The organism is Rhizobium etli 8C-3 (genome assembly GCF_001908375.1).
In the GTDB taxonomy this organism is placed as follows: Bacteria; Pseudomonadota; Alphaproteobacteria; order Rhizobiales; family Rhizobiaceae; genus Rhizobium; species Rhizobium etli_B.
This window is the reverse complement of record NZ_CP017244.1, coordinates 335874-360789: the sequence shown is the minus strand read 5'-3', so window position 1 is coordinate 360789 and position 24916 is coordinate 335874. Positions and strand designations below refer to the sequence as shown.

The window sequence follows — 24916 nt, the reverse complement described above, 5'->3', positions numbered from 1 at the left end:
TGATCATGCTGCAGCAAAACGGCTGGCCGCCTCGCACACTGCCCGAAAGGCGACGCGGGCTCCATCGCTCATATGACGGGCTCTCAGCCAGGCGTGCACCAATTGCGGCTCTTCGCGGAACCAGACCTCAACACCGGCCCTGGCAAGCTTTGCCGCGTAGCAGCGGCCATCGTCACGCAGCGGATCGAAATGAGCGACGGTGATGAAGGCGGCCGGCAGCTCCGCAAATGAGGCGGCGGCAAGGGGTTCGGCGACAGGATCGCCTGGGGGAGCCTTCACCATCGCACGGTAATAGGCGACGTCCGACGTTCTCAGCCCCGGTGCATTTTGCATTTCCCTGTAGGAACCGGATAGAAGATCTCCGCCAAGTGCCGGATAGATCAGCACCTGGCCGGTAATGCCGCCCAATCGCTGCTGCCGTGCTCTGATCGCCAATCCAGCGGCGAGATTGCCGCCAGCACTGTCGCCGATCAGCACGACCTGCCGGCCCGAGACGAGCAGGTGTTTCAACACCTCGAAACAATCATCCGTTTGCGCCGGCCATCGATTTTCTGGCGCAAGGCGATAATCGACCGAAACGAGTTCGGCACCGGCAAAATCCGCAATCTCGGCGCAGATCGCATGATGGCTTTCAAGCGATCCCACGACAAAGCCGCCACCATGCAGATAAAGCAGGGCGGTCTCTGTCCTAATCGCCTTCGGCCGGTAATGCCGTGTCGCTATCCGGTCGGAAACGAGGGCATCGGCACTCGTCAGTCCCTCAGGCACGGGCTGGTCGAACCGCGCACAAAGCGCATCGTACCATTGCCTTTGCTGGGAAATGGAAGCATCTACCGCATCAGCGGGATAGAAGCTGTCACAGATTTTTAGGAACTGCAAAACCCCTGTCTCTGTCGGCATCGATTGGTGCACAGGCAACCCTCATCTTGGTTCGAAGTTCGTCCGTTCTCTTTCTCCGTAAAATCCGCTCGATCGGCTTTACGCTTGAAATTCCTAAACCTGCTGGATGAGCGTGCGCCCGATGAATTTCGGCGGCTCGCCACGCAAGACGAGAGACGTCGTTACGGCCCCGAACCGCGCAATCGAATCCACCAGCGTCTCGAGGTCTCCCGGTGACGGGACGAGAACCTTCAAGAAAAAGCAGTCCTCTCCCGTCAGCCGCAACACTTCTATGACATGCGGCATCTCGGAAAACTGTTTCAAACATGCGCGGATGTGCTCGTGCGTCGTGCGCAGGCGCACGATCGCCATCATTCCCAACCCGAGCCGGGCGGCATCGATACGTGCACCGTAGCCGGCGATGATGCCACGTTCTTCCAGCCGCTTCACTCTCTCCGACGTCGCCGGTTGAGACAATCCAATCTTGCGCCCAAGTTCAGAAATCGCAATGCGTCCATCCTCCTGCAAGGCTTCAATGATGGCGATATCGGTCGGATCGAGCAGGAAGCGACCGTTCTGGGCAGGTGGCATGCTGTGACCTTTAGTTCATCGGAAATCGGATGTGTTTTCCGATGATTGCCTATTCCAGAGACAGATGGAAGACGCCATCGTCCTGGCATGAAAGGAGAAAAGTATGGCCGACATCATCATACTGCCCGGTATTGGAGGATCAGGGGAAACCCATTGGCAAACGCATTGGGAGCGGGCAAATCCCGAAGCGATCCGTTTTCAACCGAAGAGCTGGGATAAGCCGGATCTTGCCGACTGGGCCGCAGCGCTGGAGCAAACCGTCGCCGCCACGAAAAATGCGCCGCTGCTGGTAGCGCACAGTCTGGCGTGTCTTCTGGTCGTCCATTGGCAGCGCTTTTCTTCTCTTCCCGTAGCAGGCGCCTTCCTTGTGGCGGTGCCCGATCCACAGTCCGAAGCCTTCCCAGCGGAGGCTGGCGCTTTCACCGGCCCGCCAAAAGGCAGGCTCCGTTTTCCCTCTCTCGTCGTTGCAAGTTCCAACGACCCTTATGGCAAGATTGAACATGCCCGCCTACGGGCGGCTGAGTGGGGAAGCCACATTGCCGAGGTCGGAGCACTCGGCCATATCAATGGCGGCAGTGGGCTTGAGGACTGGCCGAGCGGATTTGCCCTGTTCCAAGCCTTTGCCAAGAGCATTTCCAAGTGAGTATGAGCAGGCCGATTGCTGCCGAGCGGCGGCTTGAACGAAGCTTCAGCCGTAGAGGCGCTTTGGATATCGCCGGTGATGGAGCCACATGCCGTGAACTACTTCGTGTAGAGCGCCCGCGAGCGTTCGAGATGCTTCAAAACCGCTGCTTCAGCACCATCGGCGTCGTTTGCGGCAAGCCGCTCGAGTATTTCCTCGTGCTCGACCAGTGTAAGCTTTTCCTTGCCGGTCCAGATGAGCATGTCGGTGTGATATTCCTTCAGCCATGCGAGCATCGCCTCACTTACGGCAACGAATATCGGATTGCCGGAAATTTGAGCGATGCGCGTGTGAAACTTCATATCCGCGGCGATGAATTCTTCTGCGTGTCCCAATGCGCGGCGCTGGCGTTCGATAATGTCGCGAAGCTCGTCGACGTCGCTCTGCTTGGTACGTTGAGCGGCCTCCCGCGCCATGCCCCGTTCGAAGAAAATCCGGGCGCTCTTCAGATGCTCCAGCGAATCGGCCGACTGGGACAGCATGATCTTCGCGGTCAAATCGACCTGGCGGAAGATCGATTGAGCCGTCAGTTGCAGTACCTTGGCTCGTTCACCATGGGAAATGTTCACGAGCCCCTTATTGGCAAGTGACTGCATCGCTTCGCGGATTGCAGGACGACCAACACCAAAGCGCTCCATGAGAACGCGTTCGGACGGCATTTCGTCGCCAGGCTGAAGTTCGCCTGACGTAATCATCCGCTCAAGTCGATCAAACACTTCGTCGGACAGTTTCCGGCGGACGATTTGTTCGATGGGTTGTGTCATAAGATCTCGCTGGCTCAAACGTCTCCTCCTATCATCTTCCATGCCGAGAACAAAGCTCAGCCCCAAGTCGCACTCCAAAAGAATCCGCTTTTCATCAAATGGAATACTCATTATACCAGATAATCAGTTGATGCCATGACAATTTGTCGTGCGAAAGGAGCGACCCGCACGTTATGACGATTACACTGACCTACCGCATCGAGACACCCGGGAGTGTCGACGCCATGGCGGACAAGATCGCAAGCGACCAGTCGACTGGAACCTTCGTGCCCGTTCCGGGTGAAACCGAGGAACTGAAATCGCGTGTCGCCGCCCGAGTACTGGCGATCCGCCGCCTTGGCGATGCAAGCCGTCCGACCTGGCCCGAAGTTGGCCCTGGCACTTTGCTCCACCGCGCAGATGTCGACATCGCCTATCCGCTGGACGCGATCGGCACGGATCTTTCGGCCCTGATGACCATTGCAATCGGGGGCGTCTATTCCATCAAGGGCATGACCGGCATCCGCATCGTCGACATGATACTGCCGGAGGCCTTCAAGAGTGCCCATCCGGGACCACAATTCGGCATTCCTGGAAGTCGTCGCCTGACCGGGGTAGAGGACCGTCCGATCATCGGTACGATCGTCAAGCCGGCTCTTGGCCTGCGGCCACACGAAACGGCACAGCTTGTTGGCGAACTCATCGAATCCGGCGTCGACTTCATCAAGGATGACGAAAAGCTGATGAGCCCGGCATACTCGCCACTCAAGGAGCGTGTCGCAGCGATCATGCCACGTATTCTGGACCACGAACAGAAGACCGGAAAAAAGGTCATGTATGCGTTCGGCATCTCACATGCCGACCCCGACCAGATGATGCGCAACCACGACATCGTCGCCAAGGCCGGCGGCAACTGCGCCGTCGTCAACATCAATTCGATCGGCTTCGGCGGCATGAGTTTTCTTCGAAAGAGATCCAATCTGGTGCTGCATGCGCATCGCAACGGTTGGGACGTGCTGACGCGCGCGCCTGGCGCCGGCATGGACTTCAAGGTCTACCAGCAATTCTGGCGGCTGCTCGGCGTCGATCAGTTCCAGATCAACGGCATTGGCGTCAAATACTGGGAACCGGACGAGAGCTTCGTCGCCTCGTTCAAGGCCGTTACCACGCCGCTCTTCGACGCCTCCGACTGCCCGCTTCCGGTTGCTGGATCCGGTCAGTGGGGAGGACAAGCCCCGGAGACCTACCAACGGACCGGCCGTACCACCGACCTTCTCTACCTTTGCGGCGGCGGCATCGTCAGTCACCCCGGCGGACCGGCCGCCGGCGTTCGGGCCGTACAGCAGGCCTGGCAGGCCGCGGTCGCCGACATACCATTGAAGACCTACGCGAAGGATCATCTTGAGCTTGCGGCCGCCATTGCAAAGTTCAGCGACGGAAAAGGCGCCTGATCGAGATGGACAAGCTCCTCGTCAGCTACTACGGCGATGACTTTACCGGCTCCACCGACGTCATGGAGGCCCTGGCGTCGAACGGCATTGCCACTGTGCTCTTCCTCGACATCCCGACACCTGAAATTCTCGCCCGCTTCAAGGGTTGCCGGGCAATCGGTATTGCAGGAACAAGCCGCAGCGAGACACCCGCATGGATGCAACAGCACCTGACGCCCGCCTTCGAATGGCTGAAGTTACTGGGTGCCGAGATATGCCACTACAAGGTCTGCTCGACCTTCGATTCCAGTGCTGAGATCGGCAGCATCGGCAAGGCGATCGAAATCGGCCGGACGACGTTTTCCCAGTCTATTGTGCCCGTCATCGTCGGTGCGCCGCAATTGAAGCGCTATACCGCCTTTGGCAACCTCTTCGCCGCCTACCAGGGCCGCATCTATCGCATCGATCGGCACCCGGTGATGCGTTGCCATCCAGTCACTCCGATGGATGAGGCCGACCTTGCCGCCCACCTGGCAAAGCAGACGCGCGTTCCCGTTGCAGTCGCCGACCTTGTTGCACTCACATCAGAAAACGCCGATGCGCGGATCGACGAACTCGCATCGATTTCTGACGGGATTATGCTCATCGATGTCGATTCGGAGGCAACACAGGCGGCTGCGGGTAAACAGCTACTCCGACTTGCCCGCAAATCCGGGAGTTTCGTTGCCGGCTCGTCAGGTGTCGAATACGCGCTTCTCAGTGCCTGGCGGCGAAACGGGTTTATCGGCGAAAGCCGCATTTCGTTTGCCGATGTCGGACCAGTCGACCGCCTCGCCGTCGTGTCCGGCAGCGTATCTCCGACAACCGAGCGCCAAATCCGAAATGCTGTCCAAGTCGGATTTGAAAGCATTGCGCTCGACCCTCTTGCACTGGTGTCGGAAGATAGCGAACGATTGGTGGACGAAGCGGTACGGGCCGGCACTCGAAAGCTGAAGGAGGGAAGGAGCGTCATTTTCTATACCGCCCTTGGCCCCTCGGCGGACGTTGGCATTCACATCGACATGGTCCCCTTCGCACGTCACAAGCTCGGAAGTGCGCTCGGCTCGGTTTTGCGCCGTTTAATAGAAAGCCAAGGGCTTTCGCGCGCGGTCATTGCCGGCGGCGATACCTCCAGTCATGCACTCAGGCAGTTGAAGATAGACGCCCTGACGACGCTTCTCCCGCTTCCCCACACACCTGGTTCTCCGCTTTGCCTCGCCCATGGCAGCTATGAGCCGACCAATGGCCTACAGATCGCCCTTAAGGGCGGCCAGGTCGGGTCCGACCACTATTTCGCGCAGATCCGCGATGGCAAGAGGAACTAGGATGAGCTTCTTGGGCTGCACCAGCTCTAAGAACAACCGTCCACGAAGTTCTCCCCGTCGCGCACCGCCTCGCCGCGGCGGACCGTGAACCCGACAATCGCCGCCAGCGGTTCGTCATCCCCTCCTTCGCCAATGACGTCGAAGAACTGCCAGCTCGATATTGTCGGGTTAGATCGTTTCGATAGCCGCTAGCATTTCGCGGGAGCGTTCACACCATGCTGATCCTTCAGGGCATGCGTCGGTTGCGTGGGCCATTGATCGGCTCTTGCAAAAAAATAGCACACCGCTACTCTTATTGATGATATGGTGATTGACTCATCATACCAGTATGTGATCCTATCAGTTGAAGAAGAGATGAGGGAAACATGACTAGAATCGCCCTATTCGGCGCAGGCGGAAAAATGGGATATCGGCTTGCCAAAAACCTCAAGGATTCGCGCTTCGACGTGCGCCATGTTGAGGTCAGCGATGCCGGCAAAGATCGCCTGAAGAATGGCCTCAACCTCGATTGTGTGCCGGTCGATGCTGGTCTGGACGGCGCAGAAGTGGTCATCCTCGCCGTGCCCGATACGGCAATCGGAAAAGTCGCGGCAAGCATCGTCGACAAGCTCAAGCCCGGCACCATGGTCGTGGCGCTGGACGCTGCGGCTCCCTTTGCCGGTCATCTGCCAAAGCGCGACGACCTCACCTATTTTGTCACCCATCCCTGCCATCCGCCAATCTTCAATGACGAGACGGAGATGCAGGCGAAGAAGGACCATTTCGGCGGCCTGTTCGCCAAGCAACACATTGTTTCGGCGCTGATGCAGGGACCAGAAAGCGCATACGCGCTCGGTGAAGAGATCGCCAAGGTCATCTGGGCGCCCGTCATGCGCTCGCATCGGGTCAGCGTCGACCAACTTGCAATGCTCGAACCTGGCTTGTCGGAAACAGTCTGCGCGTCACTTCTCGTCGTCATGCGGCAGGCCATGGACGAATGCGTCGCGCGCGGCGTGCCTGAGGAAGCTGCCCGCGACTTCCTGCTCGGCCATATGAACGTGCTCGGCGCGGTCATCTTCAAGGAAATTGACGGCGTGTTTTCGGATGCCTGCAACAAGGCGATCGAGTTCGGCATCCCGGCGCTAATGCGCCCAGACTGGAAGAAGGTATTCGAACCACAGGAGATCGCCGAAAGCATCCGGCGTATCACCTGAGGTGGCCCGGGGAGGCAAAGCCTCCCCTCAACCGCCCAAAGGGAGACGGGGCGTCATTCACACTCGGGAGGAGATCATGATACTAGCTCTGAAATTGAAAGTTGCGGCCTTCGCCGGCGCACTGGCGCTTGCAACGGCCATTCCTGCATATTCGGCCGACCTTATCGCCATCATCACGCCGGCCCATGACAATCCCTTCTTCAAGGCCGAAGCTGTCGGTGCCGAGGCCAAGGCGAAGGAACTTGGCTACGAAGCCCTCGTCATGACCCATGACGATGACGCCAACAAGCAGTCCGAAATGATCGACACTGCAATCGGAAGGGGCGCCAAGGCCATCATCCTCGACAATGCCGGTGCAGACGCCTCTGTCGCGGCCGTCAAGAAGGCAAAAGATGCGGGCATCCCCTCCTTCCTGATCGACCGCGAAATCAATGCGACCGGGGTCGCCGTTGCCCAGATCGTTTCCAACAACTACCAGGGTGCCCAGCTTGGCGCTCAGGAGTTCGTCAAGTTGATGGGTGAAAAGGGCAATTATGTCGAGCTGGTGGGCAAGGAGTCTGACACCAATGCCGGCATCCGCTCCCAGGGATATCATGACGTTATCGACGACTACCCGGACCTGAAAATCGTCGCCAAGCAGTCGGCGAACTGGAGTCAGACGGAAGCCTATTCGAAGATGGAGACGATCCTCCAGGCCAATCCCGACATCAAGGGCGTGATTTCAGGCAACGACACGATGGCCATGGGCGCGATCGCAGCCCTGCAGGCTGCCGGCCGCAAGGACGTGATCGTCGTCGGCTTTGACGGTTCCAACGATGTCCGGGACTCCATCAAATCTGGCGGCATCAAGGCGACGGTCCTGCAGCCGGCCTATGCCCAGGCACAATTGGCCGTCGAACAGGCAGACGCCTACATCAAGAGCAAGACGACGCCCAAGGAAGAAAAGCAGCTCATGGACTGCGTTCTCGTTAACGCCGACAACGCCGACAAGCTCGAGACCTTCGCGCTCACGAACTAACATCAGCCATGTCCTGCAAAGGGCGCGGCATGCCCCTTGCAGGACAAATAGTATGACGTCGAGGTTCATTGCATGTTGAGAATGAAGGGCGTTCTGCTGGCTGCAGTCGTGGCGGCGGCTTTGCCCAGTTGCAAGATCGTCAAGACGCCGACCGCAGAGGAAAAGGCGACGGCAGAGGCCAAGACCGCCTTCGACCCGAATGCAAGGGTCGAGGCAATCTGGCAGCCCCAGGTCGTACCCTACTTCGAGAAACGTGCAGGCGAACTGAAGGAAGTCTTGCAACTGTCCACCTCCAGCCCAGACCAGGCGGGAGACAAATATGGCAACCCGCGCAAGCAGAGCAGCGCGCCGTGGACCTATGCGGTGAAATTCACCGGCAAGATCATCGCCGCCGACACGGCATCGCGTGCAGCAACGCTCGATGTCGACGCCGATGGCGACGGCCTAGCTGACGCAAAGGTCCAGATCGGGCCGGCTGTGCGCGGCACGGCGTTGCGCGACACGCTCGACTTCGTCAATTTCAACGAATTCAAGAATCAGATCGAGTGGGCGCAGTTTGGCAAGGCGTTCAACGAGAAAGCCAATGCGGCCTTCCTGTCCGCCATCCCCCGCGACGGCCTAGCCGGCAAGACAGTGACGGTCATCGGATCTTTTCCCCTGCCAAGCAGAGGACAACTTCCACTTGTCACGCCTTGCCTACTGACGGTGGCATCATGACCGGAAGCGCCACAGCAAAGGACGACATCATCCTGCGCCTCGACGACGTGTCGAAGGTCTATTCCGGCATCATCGCGGTCAAGCGCGCCAATCTCGAGCTGCACCGGGGCGCCGTTAACGTCCTGGTCGGTGAAAACGGTGCAGGCAAATCGACGCTCATGAAGATCATCGCCGGGGTCGAACGGCCGACACTTGGCCGCATCATCCTGGATGGCGAGCCGGTCTCGTTCGCAAGCCCGGCCGATGCGCAAGCCTGTGGAATCGGCATGATCTTTCAAGAACTCAATCTCTTCGCCAACATGTCGGTCGCCGAGAACATTTTCGCAACTCGCGAAATCACCCGTGGCCTGTTCGGCATCGACCACAAGGCACAGGCTGCGAAGGCCAATGAATTTCTGAAGCGTCTGGATGCCGGAATCGAGGCCGATGCCATGGTCGAGGATCTGCCGATTGGCCAGCAGCAGCTCGTCGAAATCGCCAAGGCGATGTCTGTGAATGCGCGCATCCTGATCATGGACGAACCAACCTCCGCCCTTTCGGCCGCCGAAGTCGAGGTGCTCTTTAAGGTGATTGCGGAGTTGAAGGCTCAGGGGGTGGCGATCGTCTACATTTCGCACCGTCTAGAAGAGCTGATGCGCATCGGCGATTACATCACCGTGCTGCGCGACGGCCAGGTTACCGGCCAGGCAATGATTGGCGATATCGATACACGCTGGATCGTACGCTCGATGATCGGCTCTGATGCAAAGGATTTTGCAAAGTCGGCAGATCACGGCGTTGGAGACGAGGTCTTCCGCGCCGAAAACATCAGCCTGCCGCGAACGACGGGCGGACTTGCGGTCGACAACGTCTCGCTTTCCGTCAAAGCGGGTGAAATTCTCGGCATCTATGGTCTCATGGGCGCCGGGCGCAGCGAATTCTTCGAATGCGTGATCGGACGTCACCTGCACTCGACGGGCAAGATCTTCATCGAAGGCAAGGAAATACGCGCCCGCGATACGACCAGGCGCATCCGCCGGGGCATTGCGCTCATTCCCGAAGACCGACAACGGGAGGGACTGGTCCCGGTGCTCTCCATCGCCTCCAACCTGACTTTGGCAAGCCTTGGTCGCTTTACCCGCCTCTTCCATATCGACGGCGGCGCTGAAAAGAAGGCCATTCGTGATGCGATCCGCGAGCTCTCGATCAAGGCGCCCAACCCGGATTTTGAGGTGACCTCGATGTCGGGCGGCAACCAGCAGAAAGTGGTCATCGGCAAGGCGCTCATGACCAATCCGAAAGTGCTTTTGATGGACGAGCCAAGCCGCGGCATCGATGTCGGCGCCAAGGCAGATGTGTTTCGCACCATGCGCCGGCTAGCGGCAAACGGGCTCGCCATTCTGTTTTCGACTTCGGACCTCGAAGAGGTCATGGCACTTTCCGATCGCATCGCGGTCTTGAGCAACGGCCAACTGGTGGCGATCTTCGACCGCAGCGAGGCAAAGGAAGAAGCCATCGTCCAGGCTTCGGCCAAGGGACATGGACATCAAGGGAAACTCGCGTCATGACGGCCGCTACCTCATCCACCTCAACGCCGGCGAGCGCGACCGGCTCTTTCCTTCTGACGCTGATGAAGCTCAGGACCTTCATCGCGCTCTTCGCCGTCATCGTGTTCTTCGCGATCTTCGCACCGAATTTTACCTCGACCGCGAACATGATCCTGATGTCAAAACACGTCGCGCTCAATGCCTTCCTGGCGATGGGCATGACATTCGTCATCATCACCGGCGGCATCGACCTGTCCGTCGGATCGATCGTCGGGCTTTGCGGCATGGTCGCCGGCGGCTTGATCCTTTACGGCATCGAGCTGCCAATCGGCTACACGATCTATTTCAACCTCTTCGAGATCGTGTCGATCACACTCTCGATTGGTCTCATCATCGGCCTGATCAACGGGCTGCTCATTACGAAGCTCAACGTTGCCCCGTTCATTGCGACGCTCGGCACCCTGTATATCGCCCGCGGCCTGGCGCTGCTTTCCTCGGATGGCCAGACCTTTCCGAACCTCGTCGGCCGGCCGGAATATGCCACGACCGGCTTCGACTTCTTTGGCGCAGGTCGGGTGCTCGGATTGCCGGTATCGATCTGGATCCTCATCGCGCTCTCACTGCTTGCAGCCTATGTCGCGCGCTCGACGCCGATCGGCCGTCATATCTTCGCCGTCGGCGGCAACGAGCGCGCGGCGCGCATGTCGGGGATCCGCGTCGATCTCGTGAAGATCTTCGTTTATATGTTCTCCGGCCTTTGCGCGGCCATCGTCGGCATCATCATCTCATCCGAACTTATGGCTTCGCACCCGGCGACTGGTGAGAGCTTCGAACTCAACGCGATCGCTGCGGCGGTTCTTGGAGGAACATCGATGTCCGGCGGCCGCGGGACGATCGGCGGAACGATTATTGGCGCCTTCGTCATCGGTATTCTGTCGGACGGGCTGGTGATGATGGGCGTCTCGTCCTTCTGGCAGATGGTCATCAAGGGTCTGGTGATCATCATTGCCGTGGTCGTCGATCAGGCCCAGCGTCGACTGCAGCAACGCGTTAGTCTCATGCAGATGGCAAAGGCGGGTTGAAATGAGCGAATTGACGGGGGCATTGATCGGCTGCGGCTTTTTCGCGATCAACCAGATGCACGCATGGAACGATGTCGATGGCGCCAGGATCGTCGCGATCTGTGACCGCGATCCGGCAAGGCTGAAGGTCGTCGGAGAGCAGTTCGGCATCGATCGTCGCTATGGCGACGGCGAAGCACTGTTTGCAGACGGCGGTTTCGATTTCGTCGACATTGCCACAACGGTAGAGAGCCACCGGGCCCTTGTGGAAATGGCGGCCCGGCACAAGGTGCCGGCCATCTGCCAGAAGCCGTTTGCAAAGACGCTGTCGGACGCAAGGATCATGGTCGAGACGTGCCGCAAAGCCGGCGTGGCGGTGATGGTACACGAGAATTTCCGCTGGCAGACGCCAATCCAGGCGGTTCGAAAGGCGCTGGAGGTCGGCGCAATCGGCACACCATTTTGGGGGCGCATCTCCTTCCGCTCCGGCTATGACGTCTTCTCGGGGCAGCCGTACCTGGCAGAAGGTGAGCGGTTCATCATAGAGGATCTCGGCATCCATGCACTCGACATTGCGCGTTACATCCTCGGCGACGTCTCGGCCGTTACGGCTCGCACCAAGCGGGTCAACCAGAAGATCAAGGGCGAGGACGTCGCAACGATCCTGCTTGACCACAAAAACGGCGCCACATCGGTCGTCGACGTCAGCTATGCCACGAAACTGTCGACGGAACCGTTCCCCGAGACGCTGGTCGAGATTGATGGATCCGAGGGCACGATCCGGCTCACCCAAGGTTACGGCCTCAAAGTGACCAATGCGCAAGGCACCACGACCACGAACGTGTCGCCGAAGCTGCTGCCATGGGCGTCACGGCCGTGGCATAACATTCAGGAAAGCGTCTATGCAATCCAGCAGCACTGGGTCGATCAGTTGAAGCGTGGCATGGAACACTCGACATCCGGCGCCGACAATCTGAGGACATTCGCACTCGTCGAGGGAGCCTATGAAAGCGCAGCCACAGGTCAGACGATCGATGTCGGAGCGATGCTTCAATGACAGACGATCCATTTCTGCTCTACGGCACCCGTTTCGTTGAAGCAAAGCCGGTCCGACTGCGTTGCGGAAAACTGGAGGCCGATCTTGCCAATGGCGGCCTCCGCACCATTCGCTATGACGGAACCGAAGTGCTCAGAGCAATCTCCTACCTTGTGCGTGACCGGGACTGGGGCACCTACATCCCGGAGATTTCCGACCTCAAGATCGACCAGAATGACGACCGTTTCGAGGTCTGCTACCGGGCTCGGTGCGACGGACCGCAGGCGACGACGCTTGTCATCGAAGTTCGCATCGCTGGAAGCACCGACCGGCTCGAATTCATGGCCGAAGCTGTCTCGCAAACAGGCTTCGAGACCAACCGCTGCGGCTTCTGTATCCTGCATCCGATCGTTGGAATAGCCGGAACGCGGGCTGCCGTCGAGCACGTCGACGGCAGGATCGTGGCAACGACGTTTCCTGATTTGATCGAACCGTGGCAACCGTTCAAGGACATGCGTGCCATCAGCCATGACGTCATGCCTGGCGTCAAGGCGGAATGCAGGATGGAGGGCGACACCTTTGAAATGGAAGACCAGAGAAACTGGTCGGATGCGTCATTCAAGACCTACGTCAGACCACTCGCCCTTCCGTGGCCCTATCAGATCTCGCTCAACCAGCCCGTCCGGCAGAAAGTATCGCTCATCATCAGGGACGGCCGCCGCGCCGAACGCCCCTCGGCTGCGCCTTTCTGCAAAACTATAAAACTCGAGCTCGGGCCGCGGACCGGCACCATGCCGGCAATCGGCCTAGTCATTGCGCCCGAGGAAGCTGATGCCACGCTGTCGGCAAAGACGATACTATCGGAAATCGCTCCCCAGGAACTTCTCTTCCATTTCGATCCTGATTGTGGGCATGGCGTCGAAGCGCTTGACCGGTTCGCCGCAATCGCCGCCATTCACCGCGGACGCTCGACGCTTGAGGTCGCACTTGCCTGCAAGCAATCACCGGCACTCGAGGCGGCCACGATTGTCCGACAGATGCAGTCGGCAAAATTCAAACCGGATGCGATTATGATCTCGCCCTCGGTCGACCGCCAATCAACCCCGCCCGGCAGCAAATGGCCGGACTGCCCACCTCTTGAAGAGGTCTACGCAGGAGCCCGCTCGATCTTTTCGGGCATTCGTATCGGCGGCGGGATGCTGAGCTATTTTACTGAACTTAACCGCAAACGCGTGCCCGACGGACCCCTCGATTTCATCAGCCACTGCACCAACCCCATCGTGCATGCGGCCGACGATCTCAGCGTCATGCAGACACTAGAGGCCTTGCCTTTCATCACCCGCTCCGTGCGTGCCATCTACGGCCGGAAACCCTACCGGATCGGCCCATCGACCATTGCGATGCGACAGAACCCCTATGGCAGCCGCACGATGGATAATCCGTCGGGTGCACGCATCCCCATGGCCAACCGCGACCCGCGCCATAACGGACGTTTCGCGCAGGCCTTTGCACTTGGTTACTCCATCCAAGTGTTGGATGCCGATCTCGAATGCCTGACACTTTCGGCATTGACCGGTTCGTTCGGTTTGATCGCAGGTCCGGGTGAACCGATCGAGGAAGGCGCCCGACGCCCGCTGTTCAATACCGTGCGGACGCTGTCTGCATTGGCTGGTTCATCCTGGCAGGAGTGCTTGTCCTCCTCCCCCTGCGAGGCCCTGGCATTTGTCGTTAACGGCCCTACAGGGGCAAGGCTCCACATCGTCAACCTGACGAGCCGCGAACAGAGCATCGATTGTGGCACATGCATAAAAGGGTCGGGAGATGCGAGCGCAATCCGCCGGCTCGGCCCGCTCGCGACGGCAGTCTTGCCGCTTGCGGATTGACCTTCAGCGTCAGCAACTGCATCTATGACATCGTGCTTCGATCAGGGAGGATCGGTGTGAAGACCAAGAAGCTTATCAATTCCGGTGCAAACGTCGTCGATGAGATGCTCCAAGGTGTCCTGGTGGCTCATCCTCACCATCTTTATGCGGCCGAGGACATGCCACGGGCGATCATTGCCAAGAACGGGCCACGCAAGGGCAAGGTCGGGCTGGTCATCGGCGGCGGATCCGGGCACGAACCGACATTCCTCGGTTTTGTCGGCAAGGGGCTCGCAGACGCTGCAGCGATAGGCAATGTATTCGCATCGCCACCGCCCGATCCGATTATCGACTGTGCCAAAGCCGTCGACGGCGGCGCCGGTGTGCTTTTCATGTATGGCAATTATGCCGGCGACGTCATGAACTTCGATATGGCCGCCGAAATGCTTGCCCTGGATGACATAGAAGTGCGGACCGTACTGACGACGGACGACGTTGCCTCGGCCCCTTCGGATCAAATGCACAAGCGACGCGGCGTAGCGGGCAACGTTTTCATATTCAAGGCCGCTGGTGCGGCATGCGATCTCCTGTATTCCCTCGACGACGTCGAGCGCGCCGCCCGACGCGCGAATTCGCGCACCTACACGATGGGCGTCGCGCTTTCGCCGTGCTCGCTGCCGCAGACGCTCAGACCGAACTTCATGATCGGCGAAGACGAGATGGAGATCGGGATGGGAATTCACGGAGAGCCCGGCGTGGCTCGCGGGCCGTTGAAAACTGCCGACGAGGTCACCGACGAACTCATGGACAGCATTCTTGGGGAGATGAATGCCAGTCCCGGCGATCGTGTCGCAGTCCTGGTCAACTCTTTGGGTTCGACGCCGATGATGGAACTCTACATCATGATGCGTCGCGTGAAGTCCCGGCTTGATGATGCCGGACTTGTCATCCACACGTCACTCGTCGGAAATTACTGTACGTCGCTTGAGATGGCTGGCGCGTCGATCACCGTCATGCACCTCGACGGGGAGCTTCAGCGCTTGATCGACCACCCCTGCGATTGCGCCATGTTTACGAGGTAACCGATGGCCATTACAACCAGGGATCTGCAGCATCTGCTTGCGCTCATCGCCGAGGAAATGGAAAAGAACCGCGATCGCCTTTGCGAGTTGGACGGTGTCATCGGCGATGGGGACCATGGTCTGGCGATGGACGCTGGTTGCCAGGCGATCACGAAGGCCGTTGGCGAACTCGATGCCGCCCAGACTGCGCCGACGCTTCTGTTCAATATCGCCGCAAAGGCATTTCTGAACGCCGTCGGCGCTTCGTCGGGTCCCTTGTATGCCACGGCATTCATGCGCGCCGGAGCTGCGGCGAAGGACAAGCAGGCATTGAGCGATGACGACTTGCTGTCTGTCGTCGCGGCGATGGCTCAAGGCATCCATGAGCGCGGCAAGGCAGAGATCGGCGAGAAAACGATGATGGACGCCTGGGGGCCGGCGGCCAACGCTGCGCTCGAGGCCCGGCGTCAGGGAGCTTCCCTTTCCCAATGCTTGGCGGCGGCCGTTCAAGCGGCGCGCAAGGGCTGTGAGGCGACGAGCGGCATGGTCGCGACCAAGGGTCGCGCGGCCCGGCTGGGTGATCGGGCGGTGGGACACGTCGATCCTGGCGCGGCGTCGGCCGTCATCATGATTGAATCGATGGCGCGGTTTGCGTCTGCGCGTGAGGGGTAGCTATCACAACTGGGTGTGCGGACTGCCTCGACTTGCGCGAGACTTAAAGGGACCTGGACCTGCGCAGACGGCCGAAGCGGAAACCGTCGGCTACGGCCGCACGAACCATCATCATTTCTCCGATCGTTTCGTGCGTCAGAAGACCGATGAGATGATCAGCACCGTCCACGACCGCGATCGCCGGCACATTTCCGTGCTGCATCAAACGCAGGCTATCTTCCAGACTTTTGCGATGATGGATTTGCGGAATGTCAGTACGCATCGCGCTTGCAACCGGCGTGTCTGGACCTTTGTCCTTTAAGGCGCGTATCATGTCATCACGTGTTAGCAGCCCTTCAAAGCGGCCGGCGGAATCGGTAACGGGAAATTCGCGCTGGGTTGTCGCAAGCAGCATCTCAATCGCCTCGTCGATAGTCGCCGAGCGTTTGAGTTCCACGAATTTGGTGACCATCACGTCGCTAATGAGCACTCTGCTGGAGAGCTCGCGGATCTGCGCATGCTGCGCTTCTGCGGTTGCAGCGAGGTAAACGAAGATGCCGATGAAAATCAGCAGCGGGTTGTAAAGAAGGCCGACGAAGCCAAAAACAAAGGCAAGGCCTTGGCCGATCGTAGCGGCAATCTGCGTCGCCCGTGACCAGGTAAAGCGCGATGCGAGGGCGGCCCGCAGCACCCGGCCTCCGTCCATCGGAAAGGCTGGGATCATATTGAAAAGAACGAGGAAGATATTGACCCCGGCAAGCCTAGCCAGGAAACCGCCGCCAGGATCCTCGACATCGGCCATCTGCTCGATGCCCGCTGAGGCGCCGATGGCAAGAATGATCAGCGCTGCGATCGCGACGTTGACGAGCGGGCCGGCGATGGCAATCAGCAGTTCCTGGTGAGGCACGTCGGGCATGCGTTCAAGACGGGCGACGCCGCCGATCGGCAACAATGTGATGTCAGGCGTTTTGATCCCGAAGTAGCGAGCAACGGCAACATGACCGAACTCGTGCAGTACGACGCAGACGAAGACGGCGATGATGAAAGCCGTGCCATCCCAGGCTGCCTGTGTACCGCCGATCCGGTAATGTGTCAGCCAGATCCAGACGAGCAGCAGCGCAAAAGTAATGTGAACGCGTACGGCCGTGCCGGCGATCGTGCCCATCTTGAAGGACCAACCCATCGATCATCCCCTTGAGCTTTGCGAAGATTGGGCCGAAATTAACGGCATCAAATTTCCGAGCTCCATCGGAAAAGGAAATATGATTGTCGAGGTCTTCTCGCCAGCGATCACGTTCAGCGTGCTCAGATAGCGAAGCTGCATGGCCTCCGGCTGCCTGGCGAGGATTTCGGCGGCTTCAAGCAGCTTTGCTGCAGCCTGCTGCTCACCTTCGGCATTGATGACCTTGGCGCGCCGTTCGCGTTCGGCCTCCGCCTGTCGGGCGATTGCGCGAACCATGGATTCATTGATGTCCACATGCTTGATCTCGACATTGGCGACCTTGATGCCCCATGCATCGGTCTGGGCATCCAGGATCTCCTGAATGTCGCTGTTGAGCTTGTCACGTTCGGCCAGCATCTCGTCAAGATCGTGCTTGCCGAGGACCGAACGCAGCGTCGTTTGAGCAAGCTGGCTTGTCGCCGTCATGAAGTCCTCGACCTGGATCGTCGATCTTTCGGGATCGATAACCCTGAAATAGATGACAGCGCTGACGCGGACAGAGACATTGTCGTGCGAGATAACATCCTGACCGGGCACATCGAGCACCCGCGTGCGCAGGTCCACGCGTATCATTTGCTGGACATACGGGACCAACAGGATCAAGCCGGGACCCTTGACGCCAGTGAAGCGGCCGAGCGTGAAGACGACCCCCCTCTCATATTCGCGCAGGATTTTGATCGCCGATGCGATCACGAGCAGCAAAACGAGAATGACCACAAGGTAAGATGCGAGTTCTGCAAAGATGCCCATGACGCTTCCTCCTGCTTTTTAAAAGCCGCTAAGTCTCCTGCGCACGGCGCACGACATCTAAGGTCAGCCCGTTTCGACCGGTCACACTGACACTATCACCGGCGACGAGCGGTTCGCTGGAGGTCGCCGCCCAGCGTTCCCCATGCGCGATGACGTATCCCGAAGTGCCTGTCCAACTGTCGACTTTGCCCGAAATACCGATCATCTGCTCGGTGCCGGTGCCGACTTTGCGCCGATGCGAAACGATTGCGAGCCAGGCAATGATGAGACTGAAAGCGAGACAGGCAATGGCGATGCCGGCCAGTACGGACGAGGAGACTTCGAGTTCCGGCAGATCGGTGTCGAACAGAAGAGCCGCGCCGAGCACGAGTGCTATTCCGCCGCTGATGCCGAGGGCGCCAAACGAGGGCGCGTGCGCCTCGGCCACTGTCAAGCCGGCACCTAGGATGATCAGGCCTACGCCGGCGTAGCTGACCGGCAGCAATGCCAGGGCATAAAGTCCAAGTAGCAGGCAGATACCGCCGATTGTACCGGGCATCAGCGTTCCCGGGGCGACAAATTCGAAGATCAGCCCGTATATGCCAACCACCATGAGGATAAGGGCAATGTTCGGATCGGTAATCACGGAAAGCAATCGCGTGCGCCAATCCGGTTCGAGTTCGTGAACAGCAAGCCCGGCGGTTTCGAGCGGGATATCCCTTTGGCCGACCCGTACGATGCGCCCTTGAGCCTGCCTCAGGAGATCCTCGATGGTGGTTGCCGTAAAATCGATGACATGTTCTCGTGCGGCGGCGGGTGATGAAAGGCTTGCAGCTTCGCGCACGGCACGCTCTGCCCAGTCGGCATTGCGATTGCGCAGTTCGGCAAGTCCGCGAATATAGGCGACCGCATCATTGACGGCTTTCGCTTCACTGGCATTACGTGGTGACTGCGGCTGCCTGCCAGGCTCGTTCGGTTCATCCTTGCCCGGTTCGGGGTCGCCATCGAACGGACTTCCGCCAAGCGAAATCGGTGTCGCTGCGCCCAGATTAGTGCCCGGCGCCATGGCTGCAATGTGACTGGCGTAGAGAATATAAGTACCGGCGCTGGCAGCACGTGCGCCACTCGGTGCCACAAAACCGGCCACAGGCACTGGCGAGGCGATGATCGCGCGGATAATGTCCCGCATCGAAGTGTCGAGGCCGCCTGGCGTATCCATCTGCAGGACGACCAGGCTCGCACTGGTTCCATCGGCATGTTGGAGGCCGCGTTTCACATAGTCAGCCGTCGCTGGTCCGACAGCACCGTTCAACTTCAGCACGACGGCAACGCGCTCTGCTGCAGACACGGAAGCTGTGGAAGCGACGGGCGAAATCAAGATCAGCGGCAAGGCGAGTATTGGCAACATTCGCCGCCAAATCCCTAAGCGCCACGGTCTCTTCCATCGGATACTCATATTTGGGAATATATGGCGGGGCCGCCAAATGGTAAGGCAAACCGCCTGTGGATGTATCCACGCCGGTGCCAAGGTCTCAGGCGTTCGCCTGGCTCTGGTCCGCTTGCGACAGAAAGAGGGGCTGCGCGCGGTGCAGGATACAGCTTTAAGGGCTAGCGCGCGTTGAAGCCATACGCTTCACGCACATTAGGGTCCCACATTTGGACGTTCATGCAGCTTTTCTAAAGCATTATGTATGCGCCTCAAATGACGCCCACCAGCAGAGGAGCGCGAATAATTGAGCCAGTTCGAGTGTACGCGTGGCAACAGTGCGTTGCGAAAGTTATCAAACAAAATCTATTACCTAATCATTGCTGCCGTTTTGCTGGCCTTGTGGGGAGGTACGGCTGAAAAGCACAACGCCCATCAGGCAGCGGTTGCTGACATGGACGGTCAACGGAACTGGTGAGCGGAAGGATCCGTGGCCCAGTCGAGAACTTTGAAAGGCAAAACTACCTTCGTCGACTTCCGATCGGAAGACCAGCAAAGAAGGCGCAGATGGTTTGCGCCCAAGCCCGATCAAGTCGAGTTATCTGCGCAGCGCTTCTCGGTAACCTGCTGATCACGATCACAAAGTTCACCGCGGCTTTGTGACAGCAGATCCATGCGCTGAGTGAAGGCACGGACTGGGATTTTGCCATTCTTTGCCATCGCATTTCCATTGCCTGTCTTTCCAGAACGCCAAGTGGCGGCCGGATGCGAGACTGCCGGCTACTCCCGTCGACGCAGCTATGGCGTGCGCTCGCCCAGCCATGAACCCCAGCTGCCGAGGTCCGGCCGCGTGATCATCAACCAGAAGATGGCAAGCACGGCAGCGAACGCCGGAAACCCGAAGGCGAACCAGCGCCAGAACAGATCGTGATACCGGGTAGGCAGAGCGGAATCGGTTTCGACCGCCGCCTCGGACAGTCGACGCATTTCCATCTGCATCCAAACGACGGGCAGCCAGAACATGCCAGTGACGATGTAAAGGATGATCGATACCACGATCCAGCCTTCGGTTAGGGAATAGCCGACATTCCAGGCAAGTGCGACACCGGTAATGGGTTGGAGGACAACGGCCGTCGCCGTGAAGACGAAATCGGCGATGACGACAATGCGCGCTACGCCAGCGATGATCGTCGGCCGGCCGGTGAGATGGGCAAGCAACATGAAGAACGCGATGCCGGCGCCGGTGCCCAGGAGCACCGAGGCGCCGATGACATGAAGGTATTTGAGCACGAAATAAGTGATCATCGGTCTTCCAGAATGACGATCGTGATCAGGTGAAGGACGAGGATCGGCCAGATCTTCAGCAGCGGCCCGAGCGGTTCCCTCCAAAGCTCCGGCAGCAGCAGCGTGCCTGCCGCGACATAAAAAAGCGAGATGGCGACCCCTAGCAACAAGCCGGCGTGGGATGTACGGCGGAACGCGATGAGCGCACCAACCACGAGGTCGGCGAATGCCCCCGCAACGACGCTTATCTCGGCGAGCGCCGGCAAGGCTGTGCGGCGCATCAAGTCGACACCGAGTCCCCATCCGACGGTCAACGATATGATGCCGGTCGCGATCCAGAATGCCGCGAGCACCAGCAGCGCGATCGGCTTAAGGAAGTAGAGTCCCGAAAACCACCGTTCCTGCACGCTGATCGGATAAGCGGCGAGCGCGTCGCTCAACGATGTCGGCGTAATGCCCGTGACTTTGATCCACCGCGTCGGATCGCCTGTCGCCCCACGGACGATTTCGCGCGCGGCGGTGGTCCGCAGCGGCGGACGCCAGCCTAGCCATCCTGCCAGGTCGCCAAGACCATAGAGTATTTTCGAGACTGGTCTCGGAAGCGGGAGCTCGTGTGCAGGCTTGCGTCCCATCCAGCTGCGATAGGCAGCGACGACCTCGCCGAACTCGAGCGGCTCCGGCCCGGCCAGATCGAGTGTGACGCGGGCTGGCGCGCTGTCAGGCAGGAGCCTGACCACGGTTTCGACCACGTCGTCGAGCTCAACGACCTGAAGCTTGCCGGTGTCCGGCATCAGAGGCAAGATTGGCAGCGCTGCAAGCCCGCGGAACATAGCGCTTGCTCCATAGGCTGCGCGTCCGAGTACGACGGACGGACGCAGAATGACCCAGTCGAGCGCCGAAGCCTTGAGCGCCTCTTCCGCTCGATACTTGGTATTGGAGAAATCGGACGGTTGAGCACGGTCCACGCCGATCGCAGAGAGGTGGATAAGGCGCTTCACGCCGGCCCGTTCGCAGGCTTTGAAGAGTGCTGACGGACCATCAAAATGAACGGCCTTTACGTCGTCACCCGGTCCGTCCTGCAGCGCGCCTGCGCAATTGACGGCAACCTCCACGCCAGAAAGCACATGTAGCCAATCCTCGGGTTTGGTGGCGAGCGCGACGTCGAAGCGCATGTTCTGGATCGCACCCGACCGTCGCCAGGTTCGTGCGAGACCCGTGACTGAATGCCCTTCCCGTCTCAACCTTACCGCAATCGCAGAGCCGATCAGCCCCGTAGCGCCGATCACCAGTATGGTTCGCCGGCTGTCGGCGGGATCGGTCAATTCCATTTTTGCAGTTCCTGAGCCCGCATCTATCCCGTGAACTGATCATTCTAACGGATGCAGCGCCCGTCGGTTCCGCATGCCTGGCTCGCCTTTGCCGGTACCAGATGATGGAGCACCCTTGGAAGCGTATCGGCGGCAAAGCGCTGGAGCTGCGCAGCGACCCGAAATTGATCCCCGTCCCATAAAACCGCAGCGTCTTCTGTAATCGACGATATCTCGCAGGTCCTGTGTTGCTTGCGGCTGTCATTGACTTTCGCAATGCCCGCGACGACCGCCTCGACCGAACGCTTCGCCAGTGCATCATCGCAACGGAATGGCTTACTGATCATCTTGCTGATTTCGGCGCAGACCGTATCCTGATTGGAGGAAAGTCATCCGGTGCCCATCTTGGATGTGAAGCGCTCCTTCATCTGCGGTCGGTGGGCAAGATCAGCCGCGTTGCCCGGTTCTATTCCATGTGCGGCGTTTTCGACCTCGACGCTTCGCGGAGCCTGCGCAAAGTTTCTCGCTGCAGCCTCCTCATCGACGGCCCTGCGGCGATTAAAAACCTTCACCGTTTGACCCTTCCCTTCCCAGCAACTTGAGACGTGGACCGCTCCATCGTGACCTCGCCGGTCTCCCGCCGTCGCTCATGATCGCTGGAGCACTTGATCCCATCGTCGACGACAGCACCGGAATGAGCGAAAGATGGGCTAATCAGAATGGGAACTCGCGGTGCATTGTCGTTCCCGAGGCACCACACGGATTCAACCGCCTTCCACATCACTTGCCGTGAAAACGAATGAGTACGCTTGCGGTTGGATCCGCGATACGCTCGCATCACACGAGCCAGAAGCGGCAGTGAGCTCGCTCACCGACCGATAGCGGTTGTTGCCTCGTCCGTTAAACCATTATTGAAGCGTCTGGAAAGCAGGAGCTGAGAATGTGATGGCATGGCAGGATTTGATGTAGGACAATGCCGTCGCAGATGTCACACGCCGAGGCCGAAGACAATGCCAGCCGTCCACGCGAAGCCTTGGCTGACCTTTGAACCGACCACCGTCATGCAGCGAGCAGGATAGCAGCCATCGCGACTGCGCAGACGAAGCCGACAAGGTTTAGGCCCAACGAGACGAGCTCGCTTACTCGCTGTTTATCGTGCCGGCCAAGTTCATCTCCTGTACCCAAGACGGCCACTGCGCCGGCAACGATCCAACATGTCAACGTCAGTGAACCGAGAAGGAGCGCCAGATTCGTCGCGACATTCATTCGAACTTCCTCCATGGTGCTTACCCAACCGCAGCAGCATCAAATTGTTCCGGCCCTCCAAGGGATCTGTCACCGGCGGAACTGGCATTTGCCTTGAATGCCACAATATTTTTTTGGTGCACGGTCGCTGGCACCACCCCATCGGCCTCGGGCGCGGATTGGTCTGGCGTGTCTTGCGGCGTTTTCCTTCAAGGCATGCGGGTTCATGGCATACATGGGCGGTGCTTCGAGGCTGCGGACGCAGCCTTGTATCGGTCCTTCCTCGTCTTCTTTCGTGAAGACAGCCGCCTGCCGCCGAGCGGCCGTGCCGGTGCTCTGCCAGGGTCAGGATCGGTGCACCACGCCGATGCGAAGAACATCTTGAAAGGCATGATTAAAGAGCGAAGGCCGAACGCACTCTTGGGGTTTACCGCCAAAATCTGTCGAGTGTGTCTGCACGCACTGCACCGACTACCCGGACGCTGCTATCCACGGCCCTTGTCCAAGGCCGTGGATGACAGACTTCGGCAGCAATAAGCGTGCAAGCTATTTGGCAGCGATTGCCTGGTTGGTCTTGTCGACATCGGCGCTCATCGCCGCATAGGTTTCGTCGAGCGAGAGCTCGCCAACGATCAACTGGCTCATTCGCTGGACGATCAACTGGTAGATCGCTGAAGATCCCTTCATGCGCTCCATGTCGCGCGCTGCCTGCGGTACATTCTTGCGGCTCGCCAAGAAGACGGCCATCGCATCCTTGGCATTGTTGCTCGCGAGCTTGTACTGCGGGTCCTTGACGTCGGCGCCTGTCAGAATGACGTAATTCTCGGCGATCTCACGCTGGATTTTCTCAGAACCCAGAAACTCGATGAATGAAGCGACGGCCTGAGGATACTTGGTGCGCTTGAAGCCGACAATCGCGGTGCCGCCCGGCATGGCGTAGCAACCGGCATCACCGCAGGGCGCGCTGATCGCTGTCCAGTCGAAAGCATCGCCAATCTTCTGCTGAAACGGGTTCACCATCCAGTTGCCGGCAAGATAGGTCACGACGTTTCCGTTGACGAATTCGTCGCCCATGTTCTTGTACTGGGATCCGCCGGCCGCTCCCCACATTTCCTTCGGGAAGGATCCGTCCTGTGTCCAGCTGTAAAGATCGGCAATGTAACGCTTGGCGGCATCGTCGGGAAAGGAGAACTTGCCGTCCTTGACGTAGGTCGCGCCATACGAGAATGCAGCGCCGGAAAAGCGATGGCCCGATCGATCCATCGTGAAGGGAATCTGGGCACCTGTGGCCTTGGCAACACGCGCGGACGCTTCCACGATCTCCTTCAATGTGGCGCCGGGCTTGGGAAGCGGTTCGCCAGCCTGTTCGAAAAGGGTTTTGTTTACAAACGGCAGGTTGAATGTCTGCGATGCGACATAGCCATTGATCGACTGCGGGTCGTTGACGCCCGGGAAGCGAAGAATGTTGAGGCTGTCGCCATGCAGCTTGGCGAAGCCTTCGGGGTCTTTCATGTAAGGTCGCATGTCGAGGTAATATGGCGCAAGCTGCCAGTCGGAAATCTTGGCGACATCCGGGCCTTCGCCGACGGCTAGCTGCACAGGCAGTTGCTTGGAAACGGCGTCATAGCCGGACGACACAAAGTTGACCTTGACATCGGGATTTGCGGCTTCGAATTCTTTGCTGAGTGCTTCCATCCGCTCGACGTAGGCCTGGTCGTCGTCGGTGAACAGGAAAGTAATCGTTTTTGTTTCCGCCATGGCCATGCCGGACCACGCGAAGGAACCGGCCGTCAGAGCGAGCGCGAAGGCTGCCGAAAGAGAGTGCTTCATTTTCATCCTCCCATGAAAACATTTTCATCAATCGCGATCAAGATCGTCGATGAGCGAAT

The 24916-nt window shown here is 59.1% G+C and carries 25 protein-coding genes; 14 read left to right on the top strand and 11 right to left on the bottom strand.

All coding sequences use genetic code 11. The features are described from left to right. Window positions 1-3: 3 nt before the first annotated feature. Both AM571_RS26585 and AM571_RS26580 read right to left on the bottom strand, forming a co-directional pair. Complete coding sequence (locus tag AM571_RS26585) at window positions 4-900, bottom strand: alpha/beta hydrolase (RefSeq protein WP_074064028.1); 897 nt, start codon at window positions 898-900, stop codon at window positions 4-6. Window positions 901-993: 93 nt separating this feature from the next. After that, on the bottom strand, window positions 994-1470 hold the full coding sequence (locus tag AM571_RS26580; protein ID WP_074064027.1) for an Lrp/AsnC family transcriptional regulator: 477 nt from the start codon (window positions 1468-1470) through the stop codon (window positions 994-996). Between the two features lie 103 nt (window positions 1471-1573). Here AM571_RS26580 and AM571_RS26575 point away from each other — a divergent pair, with 103 nt between their 5' ends. After that, complete coding sequence (locus AM571_RS26575) at window positions 1574-2113, top strand: RBBP9/YdeN family alpha/beta hydrolase (protein WP_074064026.1); 540 nt, start codon at window positions 1574-1576, stop codon at window positions 2111-2113. Window positions 2114-2211: 98 nt separating this feature from the next. Here AM571_RS26575 and AM571_RS26570 read toward each other — a convergent pair whose 3' ends face one another. Then, on the bottom strand, window positions 2212-2916 hold the full coding sequence (locus AM571_RS26570) for a transcriptional regulator NanR (protein ID WP_074064025.1): 705 nt from the start codon (window positions 2914-2916) through the stop codon (window positions 2212-2214). A gap of 173 nt (window positions 2917-3089) precedes the next feature. On the opposite strand from AM571_RS26570, the gene oiaX reads away from it, so the two are divergent. The 11 genes from oiaX to dhaL all read left to right on the top strand — a co-directional run bounded on the left by oiaX (window position 3090) and on the right by dhaL (window position 15835). Next, window positions 3090-4346 carry a 3-oxo-isoapionate-4-phosphate decarboxylase OiaX gene (oiaX, locus tag AM571_RS26565; protein WP_074064024.1) on the top strand — a complete coding sequence of 419 codons (1257 nt, stop codon included), beginning with the start codon at window positions 3090-3092 and terminating at the stop codon, window positions 4344-4346. A gap of 5 nt (window positions 4347-4351) precedes the next feature. Continuing rightward, entirely contained in the window at window positions 4352-5689 is a 1338-nt protein-coding gene (locus tag AM571_RS26560; protein WP_074064023.1) for a four-carbon acid sugar kinase family protein, read from the top strand. A gap of 365 nt (window positions 5690-6054) precedes the next feature. Then, window positions 6055-6882 (top strand): phosphogluconate dehydrogenase C-terminal domain-containing protein, encoded by an 828-nt coding sequence (locus AM571_RS26555; RefSeq protein WP_074064022.1) that lies wholly within the window; start codon window positions 6055-6057, stop codon window positions 6880-6882. 76 nt (window positions 6883-6958) lie between these two features. After that, a complete protein-coding gene (locus AM571_RS26550) occupies window positions 6959-7900 on the top strand; it encodes a D-ribose ABC transporter substrate-binding protein (protein WP_074064021.1) in 942 nt (313 codons plus the stop codon). A 72-nt stretch (window positions 7901-7972) separates the two neighbouring features. Then, window positions 7973-8617 carry a DUF2291 family protein gene (locus tag AM571_RS26545; RefSeq protein WP_074064020.1) on the top strand — a complete coding sequence of 215 codons (645 nt, stop codon included), beginning with the start codon at window positions 7973-7975 and terminating at the stop codon, window positions 8615-8617. Beyond that, complete coding sequence (locus AM571_RS26540) at window positions 8614-10164, top strand: sugar ABC transporter ATP-binding protein (protein ID WP_074064019.1); 1551 nt, start codon at window positions 8614-8616, stop codon at window positions 10162-10164. Before AM571_RS26545 ends, AM571_RS26540 begins: the two co-directional genes overlap by 4 nt. Next, window positions 10161-11225 (top strand): ABC transporter permease, encoded by a 1065-nt coding sequence (locus tag AM571_RS26535; protein WP_074064018.1) that lies wholly within the window; start codon window positions 10161-10163, stop codon window positions 11223-11225. Before AM571_RS26540 ends, AM571_RS26535 begins: the two co-directional genes overlap by 4 nt. Before the next feature lies 1 nt (window position 11226). Then, a complete protein-coding gene (locus tag AM571_RS26530; RefSeq protein ID WP_074064017.1) occupies window positions 11227-12261 on the top strand; it encodes a Gfo/Idh/MocA family protein in 1035 nt (344 codons plus the stop codon). Continuing rightward, the gene (apnL, locus tag AM571_RS26525) at window positions 12258-14123 is read left to right on the top strand and encodes a hypothetical protein (RefSeq protein ID WP_074064016.1); all 1866 of its coding nucleotides are present in this window, start codon (window positions 12258-12260) and stop codon (window positions 14121-14123) included. The genes AM571_RS26530 and apnL overlap by 4 nt, the downstream gene beginning before the upstream one ends. A 56-nt stretch (window positions 14124-14179) precedes the next feature. Then, entirely contained in the window at window positions 14180-15184 is a 1005-nt protein-coding gene (locus AM571_RS26520; RefSeq protein WP_074065586.1) for a dihydroxyacetone kinase subunit DhaK, read from the top strand. Between the two features lie 3 nt (window positions 15185-15187). Beyond that, the gene (gene dhaL / locus AM571_RS26515) at window positions 15188-15835 is read left to right on the top strand and encodes a dihydroxyacetone kinase subunit DhaL (RefSeq protein WP_074064015.1); all 648 of its coding nucleotides are present in this window, start codon (window positions 15188-15190) and stop codon (window positions 15833-15835) included. 43 nt (window positions 15836-15878) lie between these two features. On the opposite strand, the gene AM571_RS26510 is transcribed toward dhaL, so the two are convergent. From AM571_RS26510 to AM571_RS37110, 6 genes are all read right to left on the bottom strand, one after another. Beyond that, window positions 15879-16997 (bottom strand): site-2 protease family protein, encoded by a 1119-nt coding sequence (locus AM571_RS26510; RefSeq protein WP_074064014.1) that lies wholly within the window; start codon window positions 16995-16997, stop codon window positions 15879-15881. A 3-nt stretch (window positions 16998-17000) separates the two neighbouring features. Continuing rightward, window positions 17001-17786, bottom strand: coding sequence for a slipin family protein (locus AM571_RS26505; protein ID WP_074064013.1), 786 nt, complete (start codon window positions 17784-17786; stop codon window positions 17001-17003). 28 nt (window positions 17787-17814) lie between these two features. Beyond that, the gene (locus tag AM571_RS26500) at window positions 17815-19173 is read right to left on the bottom strand and encodes an NfeD family protein (RefSeq protein WP_074064012.1); all 1359 of its coding nucleotides are present in this window, start codon (window positions 19171-19173) and stop codon (window positions 17815-17817) included. 816 nt (window positions 19174-19989) lie between these two features. Beyond that, complete coding sequence (locus AM571_RS26495) at window positions 19990-20493, bottom strand: DUF2269 family protein (RefSeq protein ID WP_074065585.1); 504 nt, start codon at window positions 20491-20493, stop codon at window positions 19990-19992. Further along, a complete protein-coding gene (locus AM571_RS26490; RefSeq protein ID WP_074064011.1) occupies window positions 20493-21803 on the bottom strand; it encodes an SDR family oxidoreductase in 1311 nt (436 codons plus the stop codon). Before AM571_RS26490 ends, AM571_RS26495 begins: the two co-directional genes overlap by 1 nt. A 44-nt stretch (window positions 21804-21847) precedes the next feature. Then, complete coding sequence (locus tag AM571_RS37110) at window positions 21848-22129, bottom strand: hypothetical protein (protein ID WP_081377211.1); 282 nt, start codon at window positions 22127-22129, stop codon at window positions 21848-21850. Here AM571_RS37110 and AM571_RS38545 point away from each other — a divergent pair. Next, on the top strand, window positions 22028-22384 hold the full coding sequence (locus AM571_RS38545; protein WP_155774543.1) for an alpha/beta hydrolase: 357 nt from the start codon (window positions 22028-22030) through the stop codon (window positions 22382-22384). The two genes, AM571_RS37110 and AM571_RS38545, sit on opposite strands and share 102 nt — an antisense overlap. Next, on the top strand, window positions 22381-22575 hold the full coding sequence (locus AM571_RS38540) for an alpha/beta hydrolase fold domain-containing protein (protein ID WP_074064009.1): 195 nt from the start codon (window positions 22381-22383) through the stop codon (window positions 22573-22575). The genes AM571_RS38545 and AM571_RS38540 overlap by 4 nt, the downstream gene beginning before the upstream one ends. Window positions 22576-22841: 266 nt before the next feature. On the opposite strand, the gene AM571_RS26475 is transcribed toward AM571_RS38540, so the two are convergent. Together AM571_RS26475 and AM571_RS26470 are read right to left on the bottom strand one after the other, a co-directional pair. Then, window positions 22842-23048: a hypothetical protein gene (locus tag AM571_RS26475; protein WP_074064008.1), complete on the bottom strand. Its 207-nt coding sequence runs from the start codon at window positions 23046-23048 to the stop codon at window positions 22842-22844. A 525-nt stretch (window positions 23049-23573) separates the two neighbouring features. Continuing rightward, window positions 23574-24857 (bottom strand): ABC transporter substrate-binding protein, encoded by a 1284-nt coding sequence (locus AM571_RS26470; protein ID WP_074064007.1) that lies wholly within the window; start codon window positions 24855-24857, stop codon window positions 23574-23576. Window positions 24858-24916: the final 59 nt, after the last annotated feature.